Raw genomic sequence first — 7,541 nt, 5'->3', positions numbered from 1 at the left:
GAATAGGCCCCCACGCTCTCCACTTCGTGTGGTCGCTGCCCCCCGAGGGGGCGCTGCGCCTGCGGCCCGGCAAAGCCGGTTCCGCGGCCCCTGCTGGTGTTTGATCTGCGGGAGTTGTCATTGTTTGGGTACCAAGTATCCAAGGCCGCGCACGGTCTGGATCACGTCGTTGCCGAGTTTTTTGCGTACGCCGTGGATGTAGACCTCGACGGCGTTGCTGCTGATGTCGTCTTTCCAGCTGAAGAGCTTTTCTTCAAGCTGCGCGCGCGACAGCACCACGCCCGGGCGTGCCAGCAGCGGTTCGAGCACCGCCCATTCGCGTGCCGAGAGCGACACCGGCTGGCCGTTGAGGCTGGCCTCACGCGTGGCGGGGTTCAGGCTCACGCCCTTGTGTTCAAACGCCGGCTCGGCCCGGCCCGCACTGCGGCGTATCAGCGCGCGGATGCGTGCCAGCAGTTCGTCGGTGTCATAGGGCTTGACGACGTAGTCGTCGGCGCCGGCATCCAGCCCGGCGATGCGGTCGCCGACCGCATCGCGCGCCGTGGCCACCATCACCGGGGTGGTGTTGCGTCGAGCCCGCAAAGCGCGCAGCACTTCCAGGCCGTCGCGCTTGGGCAGGCCCAGATCCAGCAGCACCAGGTCGTACTGTTCGCTGTTCAGGGCCTCGTCGGCCATGCGGCCGTCACGCACCCAGTCGACGGCATAGTGCTCACCGCGAAGCACCTGTAGCACGGTCTCGCCGATCATGGCGTCGTCTTCAACGAGCAATAAACGCATGTTTCTTTCGTCAAGGGTTAGGCCGCTTGCCTTTTGCAAAGATTATGCGGCGGCGGGACTTAGGCGGGCCTTAAACCACGATGGGCAGGCTGTTTTTCCCGCATGCCCTGCCCAGACGGAGAGCCCGTCCCGAAAGCCTGGCCCTGTAGCGAGCCCGGCGCACTAAAATCACAACACAACAATAGGGAGCTTAGATGGGAGAGTTCATGCGGGCGGGGCGGTTCGTCACAACACACGGCGCTCTTTAGACATGGTGGCCGGCAAGTCCGCGGTCAAGCCGTTCTGGCATCGCCTCAACAAATTCTTCGCATTCCCGTTCCAGGGGGCGCCTTTGGCCTATGGGCTGTTCCTGGCGTTTTGCAGCCTTCTGCCGCAGCTATTCCTTTTCCTCCCGCGGGGGATGATGTGGGTGATTGTCGAACTCGGCATCCTGCTGGCCGCGAGTCGGTACGGCTTCAAGGTCGCCGTGCTCGGCTCGCGCGGAATATCGCGCGCCAGCGATTTTCCATCGCGGCTTGACGACGAGTGGAGCAGCCTTCCCTGGAAGCTGTTCGGCGTCTTCGTGGTGCAGGCCGTTATCCTGGGCCTTGTGGCATCGCTCAACAGCAAGCTCGCCACGGTCGCGACTTTCGCGTTTTCATTCCTGCTTCCGGCGACCGTCATTGTCCTGGTGCAGTCGGGCAGCGCGATGCGCTCGTTGAACCCCGCCGCGATTCTGGGTGTTGTGCGTGTCATCGGCGCGCCTTATCTCGCGCTATGCCTGTTCCTGTTTCTGTTGAGCAGCGGTGCGCAGGTCGCGCTGGTGCTGCTGCTGCCACTGGTCAGCCTCTGGCTGCTGGTGCCGTTGTTCAATTTTGCATTCATCTATTTCGGCTGGGTCATGGCCAGCCTCCTGGGCTACGTGATGTATCAGCACCATGAGGGGCTCGACATCGATCTGCTGCCCGGTGCCGGCGCAGACGACGCGCTACCCGAGCGGCGCARCCCCGAACAGATCGCGCGCCAGGAAACCGACGCGCTGGTCGCTGAACTGGTGACCGAAGGAGATATCCCCGCCGCGCTCAATATCGCCTACGAAGACCAGCGCATGCGGCCCAGCGACGTCGCTGCGCTGCGGCGTTATCACCGCGTATTGCTGATGGCCGACAAGACGCCGACGCTGGTTGAGAATGCAAAGCGGTTTATTGCGGTGCTGCTGCGGCAGGAGCTGGGAGCCGAGGCCGTCAAGGCCTGGCAGGACTGCCGCGCCCGTGAGCCGGCCTTTGTCATCGAGGATGCGGAGCAGGCCCTGGCCCTGGCGCGCGCCGCCTGGCGCATCAGCGACGCGCAGGCGGCGCTGGCCGTGCTGCGCAGCTTCGACAAGCGTTTTCGCGGCCACGCCGCGATCCCGCAGGCCTACGAACTCATCGCGCGGGTGCTGACCCAGGGCATGAACCGTGCCGACATGGCTCGCCCAGTGCTGGCCGTGCTCGAGGAACGCTATCCCGACAGCGAGGCGACGCGCGAGGTGCGCTGGCTGCTGCGCGACCAGCCGGCCGCCTGAAGTGGCTGAGACGGCGGTTCAGACCTGCGCGAGCGCGCGCGTGGCCATGTCGTTGGGGGCGAGCCGCTGCAGGTGCGGCAGCCAATACAAGGCGCGCTCGCGCTGCCCTGCGCGCAACCAGCCCTGGGCGCAGACGCCCAGCGTGTCGGCGAGTCCCGAATGCTCCGGCGCGCTTTTGAGCAGCGCGCGGCACAACTTGTCGGCGTCATCGAACTGGCGGGCGCGCGTGAAGCGGCGCGCCAGCCGCGCCATGTCATCGGGTTTTAGGCGCGCGCCGGGTTTGGCCTGGTCCAGATAGGTGCGGTAGCTGGCATGCTGCAGTTCCAGTGTGGCGTCATCGCTGGGCGCGAGGCGGAAGATGCGGCGCGCGGCACCGTGGAAATCTTCGCCGGCCGGCTGCAGCCGCGCGGTGTTGAACCAGGCACGCAGCACTTCGCCGTCGGTGGGCCGCAGTTTCGCCGCGGCCCGCCATTGCGCGCAGGCGGCGTCGAATTTCATCTCGGCCGCCAGCCGTTTGGCCTCGGCGACATGCCGCTCGAATCCGTCTTCGGCCTGCTCGGCCGCCGCGGGCGGTGGCGTGAGTTTGCGCCAGTGCATAGCCGCGGCCATTAGAAGCGCACCGGTGAGCAGCCCGCCCAGATGCGCCATATAGGCCACGCCCTTGCCGCCGATGACATGCTGCAGCAGTTCGTTGGCGATCCAGGCGGGCAGCAGCAGCAGCGCGGGCGCTGTGACGTAGTTGAAATAGAAAAACAGCTGGTAAAAAAACCGGATGCGGCGCAGGCGGTACATCACGGCATACATGCCCATCAAGGCCGAGATCGCACCCGAAGCGCCCAAGCCATAACTGCCTTGCCCGGCATAGGCCCAGCCCGCCAACAGCGCGGCACCGAGCGCCCCCGCGAGGTAAAACGCCAGGTAAAGGCCGCGGCCCAGCGCGAGTTCCACGGAAAAACCAAACAGGAAGAGGAACACCATGTTGCCGATCAGGTGGCTGGTGTCAGCGTGCAGGAAGGCCGCGGTGATCCAGGTCACCGGGCGAAACGGCGCGTCTTTGGTATTGTCCTGGGCCCAGTGGGCTGTGAACGGCGCAGGTTGAAGTGCTTCATACCGGCGCCGGTCTTGTTCCCACTGTGGATGGGCCGGGTGGCCGGGCCGGATGATGAGGCCTTCGTGCAAGCGCGCGAGAAAGGTTTTTTCGTGCTCCAGTCCGTCGAGCAGTGCGCCGTAACGGCGCTGCTCCAGCATGCGTCTGGCCGCCGGCGCGCGTGGTGACGCGGTCTCTCCAAGCCAGTCGACGAAGGCCGGCAACTCCAGCGCCGGCAGGCTGCTTGAAAGATAGAACGCTGCGGCCTTTTTCTGGGCATTTTCTTCAGCGCGCTGCGGGCCCCAGAACACCGCCATGTTCACGAGGATCAGCAGAATCGTCAGCCATGGCGGATTGCGCCAGGTCGGCCGGTTTTCCAGCGGAATAGCGTAAAACATGCCTCCGCCGGCGCTTCAGTTCAGCCCAGCCGCACCCGGTGCCGCGCTATCTGCGCCTTCACCTGCGCCGGCGCGGTGCCGCCCAGGATGTTGCGGGCGTTCAACGAGCCGCGCAGGCTCAAGCAGTCGTAGACGTCTTTTTCGATGCTGGGGTTGAATTCCTGCAGTACAGCCAGTGGCAACTCGGACAGGTCCACCGCATGGGTGGTGGCAGCTTTGACGGCGTGGGCCACGGTTTCGTGGGCATCGCGGAAGGGCAGGCCTTTTTTCACCAGGTAGTCGGCCAGGTCGGTGGCGGTGGCGTAGCCGCGTAGCGCGGCCTTTTCCATGGCTTCGGGCTTGACGGTGATGCCGGCCACCATCTCGGCAAAGATGCGCAGCGTGTCCTTGAGCGTGTCGACGGTGTCGAACAGCGGCTCCTTGTCTTCCTGGTTGTCCTTGTTGTAGGCCAGGGGCTGGCCCTTCATCAGCGTGATCAGGCCCATCAGGTGGCCGACCACGCGGCCGGTCTTGCCGCGCGCCAGCTCTGGCACGTCGGGGTTTTTCTTCTGCGGCATGATGGACGAGCCGGTGGTAAAGCGGTCGGGGATGTGGATAAAGCCGAAGTTCTGGCTCATCCACAAGATCAGCTCTTCGCTCATGCGGCTGATATGCACCATGGCGAGCGACGCGGCTGCCGTGAATTCAATCGCGAAGTCACGGTCGCTCACGGCGTCCAGGCTGTTCTGGCAGACCTGTGGCTTGCCGTTTTCGTCGACCATGCCCAGCGTTTTGGCCACGCGTTCGCGGTCCAGCGGGTAGCTGGTGCCGGCCAGTGCTGCAGCACCCAGCGGCAGGCGGTTCACGCGTTTCCTGATCTCCAGCATGCGCTCGGCGTCGCGGCTGAACATTTCCACATAGGCCAGCATGTGGTGGCCAAAACTCACCGGCTGGGCCACCTGCAGGTGGGTGAAGCCGGGCAGGATGACTTCGACATTTTTCTCGGCGATGTCAACCAGCGCTTTTTGCAGGTCGGTCAGCAGCCCGCCGATCAGGTCGATCTCACTGCGCAGCCACAGGCGCACATCGGTGGCGACCTGGTCGTTGCGGCTGCGGCCGGTGTGCAGGCGTTTGCCGGCGTCGCCCACAAGCTGGGTCAGGCGCGCTTCGATGTTGAAGTGCACGTCTTCGAGGTCCAGCTTCCACTCAAAAGCGCCGGAGTCGATTTCGGACGTGATTTGCGTCATGCCTTTCTGGATGTCGGCGTAGTCGGCGGCGGGAATGATCTTTTGCGCTGCCAGCATTTCGGCGTGAGCGAGTGAGCCGGCAATGTCGGCTTGCCACAGGCGCTTGTCAAAAAACAGGCTGGACGTGTAACGCTTCACCAGGTCGCTCATGGGTTCGGAAAAAAGGGCGGACCAGGCTTGGGACTTTTTGTCGAATTGATTCACGTCAGGCTTTCTTTGAGGCAGTCGCTGGCCGGTCTGTGGGGTAAAGCACGCCATTTCGGGCAGTTGTGCAGCCGGCCGGGCCTAAATAGTGTTTAACCCATGGCCGAATCGCCTTGGGCAGTGCAATACTCTTCCCAATGATTTTATCTGGGTGCCGGACCCCGTGGGAAACCCCTGCCGTGCGCTGCCCCAGCTGATCCGTTTTTCCACGATAGCCGAAGAGCCGCCGACGTCCATGAAGCCTGTGCCCGATCAGAAGAATTTCAGCGAATCCACGTTGCTGGGCAGCTTTATTCCGGGCGATGAGGAAGCGGCGCCGCGCACTTCCACGCGTACCAGCATGTTTGATGCTTGCCACGTGGGTGTGGTTTTGCGTGCCGTACTGTTTGTAGAGGCGGTGACCGGCGTGTGTGTGATGTTCGCTGCGCGCGAACCCCTGGACTGGCTGCTGAGCTTTTCACTGCTCACCGGCGGTGTGCTGCCGGYCACCCTGGCCTGGCTGATTGCGGTGTGTGCGCTGAAGGGGCAGTTGAACCGGCTGGAGCCTTCGCACCAGTGGGCGGCGGGTATTGCACTGGGTGTTGTGTCGGGGCTGTACGGCTGTGGCTTGCTGGCCCTGCTGGGCCTGCTCCAGCCGGTGCCCTGGTGGGCCAGTGCGGCGGCGGGTGCCTTGCTGTCCGCCATGATGCTGGCGGGGCTGTTCTGGCGGGCCAAGGCGCGTACGCCGGCAGCCACGGCGGCACGCCTTGCCGAATTGCAATCGCGCATTCGCCCCCATTTTCTTTTCAATACCCTGAACAGCGCCATTGCGCTGGTGCGTGCCGAGCCCGCCAAGGCCGAGGCGGTGCTGGAAGACCTGAGTGAGCTTTTTCGCAGCGCACTGGCCGACCCGGCCGAATCCGTGACGCTCGGCCAGGAGATCGCGCTGGCGCAGCGTTACCTCGCCATTGAGCAGATCCGCTTTGGTGAGCGGCTGCAGGTGCAGTGGAGCCTGGACACCGAAGCGGACCAGGCCAAGCTGCCACCACTGCTGCTGCAGCCGCTGGTAGAAAACGCCGTCAGGCATGGCGTGGAACCCAGCGCCAGCGGCGCGCAGCTGAAAATATCCACCCTCCGGCGAGGCAGCACGGTGGTGATCAAGGTGACCAATTCAACCCCCGCAGGCGCCGGTGAGCGCGGCCACGGGTTGGCGCTGGCCAATGTGCGCGAACGCCTTGCGCTGCTGCATGATGTCGAGGCGAAATTCAAGACCGTGTTCAAGGACGGCATATTTCAGGTTCGACTGGAGATTCCCGCATGACGCTCAAGGTACTGGTAGTTGACGATGAAGCCCTGGCGCGTTCGCGCCTGCGCACCCTGCTGGGCGATTGCACCGCCCCGGCTGCAGTGGCGGCAGCTGAAGCCGCCGATGCTGTTCAGGCCATGAAGGCCTTGCAGCGTGAGTCATTCGATGCGGTGCTGCTTGACATCCGCATGCCCGGCGTTGACGGTATCGCGCTGGCACGCACCATTGCTTCACTTGCACAGCCACCTGCCCTGGTGTTTGTCACGGCCCATTCCGAACATGCCGTACAGGCCTTTGAACTGGAGGCCGTCGACTACCTCACGAAGCCGGTGCGCCTGGAACGCCTGCAGCAAGCGTTGCAGAAGGTAGAGCGTTTGGGCCAGTCTGCCCGGATGTCCACGGCGGATGTGGCGGAAGAAACGCTCATCATCCAGGACCGCGGCCGCACCGAACGTGTGCCGCTGGCCGAGGTGCTGTATTTCAAAGCCGAACTCAAATACATCACTGTGCGTACCGCGACCCGCAGCTACATACTCGATGGTTCCCTGAGCGAGCTGGAAGAGCGCCACGCGACCCGTTTCATGCGCATTCACCGCAACGCACTGATTGCGCGCCGGGCCGTGCGCGCGCTGGAAAAACATTTTGATCCAGAAGAGGGCGAGGGCTGGGCGGTACGGCTCAATGGTATTGATGAACTGCTGGCGGTGTCCAGGCGCCAGCTCAGCGCCGTTCGGGAAGCCATTGCGGCCTGATTTCATTTCTCTTGCTGCTTCTTCCAATCCAAAATCCTGTTTATGCATACACGTGCCGATTTCATCCAGCGGCACGTCCGCCGCTTCAGCAATGAGCCTGCCGTAGAGCGCCAGCTCGTACGCGACTTCTTCGGTGGCAAGACTGGCTTTTATGTTGATATAGGGGCTAACGATCCGGTGCTGGATTCGCAATCTCAGCATCTGGAACAGATGGGTTGGACGGGCCTCCTCGTGGAACCTGACCCGGACTGTTGTGAACTGCTGCGCAG

The 7,541-nt window shown here is 63.7% G+C and carries 6 protein-coding genes and 1 pseudogene; 4 read left to right on the top strand and 3 right to left on the bottom strand.

What is annotated here, in order from left to right:
- Positions 1 to 117 precede the first annotated feature (117 nt).
- On the bottom strand, positions 118 to 777 hold the full coding sequence (locus tag AC1DWI_RS08895; protein ID WP_457279431.1) for a response regulator: 660 nt from the start codon (positions 775 to 777) through the stop codon (positions 118 to 120).
- Positions 778 to 1,027: 250 nt separating this feature from the next.
- Between AC1DWI_RS08895 and AC1DWI_RS08890 the strand changes: the two genes are divergently transcribed.
- Positions 1,028 to 2,320 carry a tetratricopeptide repeat protein gene (locus AC1DWI_RS08890; protein WP_477724692.1) on the top strand — a complete coding sequence of 431 codons (1,293 nt, stop codon included), beginning with the start codon at positions 1,028 to 1,030 and terminating at the stop codon, positions 2,318 to 2,320.
- An 18-nt stretch (positions 2,321 to 2,338) separates the two neighbouring features.
- On the opposite strand, the gene AC1DWI_RS08885 is transcribed toward AC1DWI_RS08890, so the two are convergent.
- Together AC1DWI_RS08885 and argH are read right to left on the bottom strand one after the other, a co-directional pair.
- Positions 2,339 to 3,805, bottom strand: a complete 1,467-nt coding sequence (locus AC1DWI_RS08885; protein WP_477671279.1) for a rhomboid family intramembrane serine protease — start codon at positions 3,803 to 3,805, stop codon at positions 2,339 to 2,341.
- Positions 3,806 to 3,825: 20 nt separating this feature from the next.
- Positions 3,826 to 5,235, bottom strand: coding sequence for an argininosuccinate lyase (argH, locus tag AC1DWI_RS08880; protein ID WP_477671280.1), 1,410 nt, complete (start codon positions 5,233 to 5,235; stop codon positions 3,826 to 3,828).
- Positions 5,236 to 5,470: 235 nt separating this feature from the next.
- Here argH and AC1DWI_RS08875 point away from each other — a divergent pair, with 235 nt between their 5' ends.
- The 3 genes and pseudogenes from AC1DWI_RS08875 to AC1DWI_RS08865 form a co-directional block, all read left to right on the top strand.
- A complete protein-coding gene (locus AC1DWI_RS08875; RefSeq protein WP_477724691.1) occupies positions 5,471 to 6,535 on the top strand; it encodes a sensor histidine kinase in 1,065 nt (354 codons plus the stop codon).
- Entirely contained in the window at positions 6,532 to 7,272 is a 741-nt protein-coding gene (locus tag AC1DWI_RS08870) for a LytR/AlgR family response regulator transcription factor (protein WP_477671282.1), read from the top strand. Before AC1DWI_RS08875 ends, AC1DWI_RS08870 begins: the two co-directional genes overlap by 4 nt.
- Positions 7,273 to 7,314: 42 nt before the next feature.
- Positions 7,315 to 7,541: pseudogene (locus tag AC1DWI_RS08865) on the top strand (FkbM family methyltransferase); the annotation flags it as partial.

The sequence above is a fragment of the Polaromonas sp. P3_C2 genome, assembly GCF_056402675.1.
This window is presented reverse-complemented; position numbering and strand designations above follow the sequence as displayed.

Coding starts and splice junctions, on each gene's coding strand:
- AC1DWI_RS08885 (WP_477671279.1), bottom strand. CDS start 3,805: ATGTTTTACGCTATTCCGCTGGAAAACCGGCCGACCTGGCGCAATCCG.
- AC1DWI_RS08870 (WP_477671282.1), top strand. CDS start 6,532: ATGACGCTCAAGGTACTGGTAGTTGACGATGAAGCCCTGGCGCGTTCG.
- AC1DWI_RS08895 (WP_457279431.1), bottom strand. CDS start 777: ATGCGTTTATTGCTCGTTGAAGACGACGCCATGATCGGCGAGACCGTG.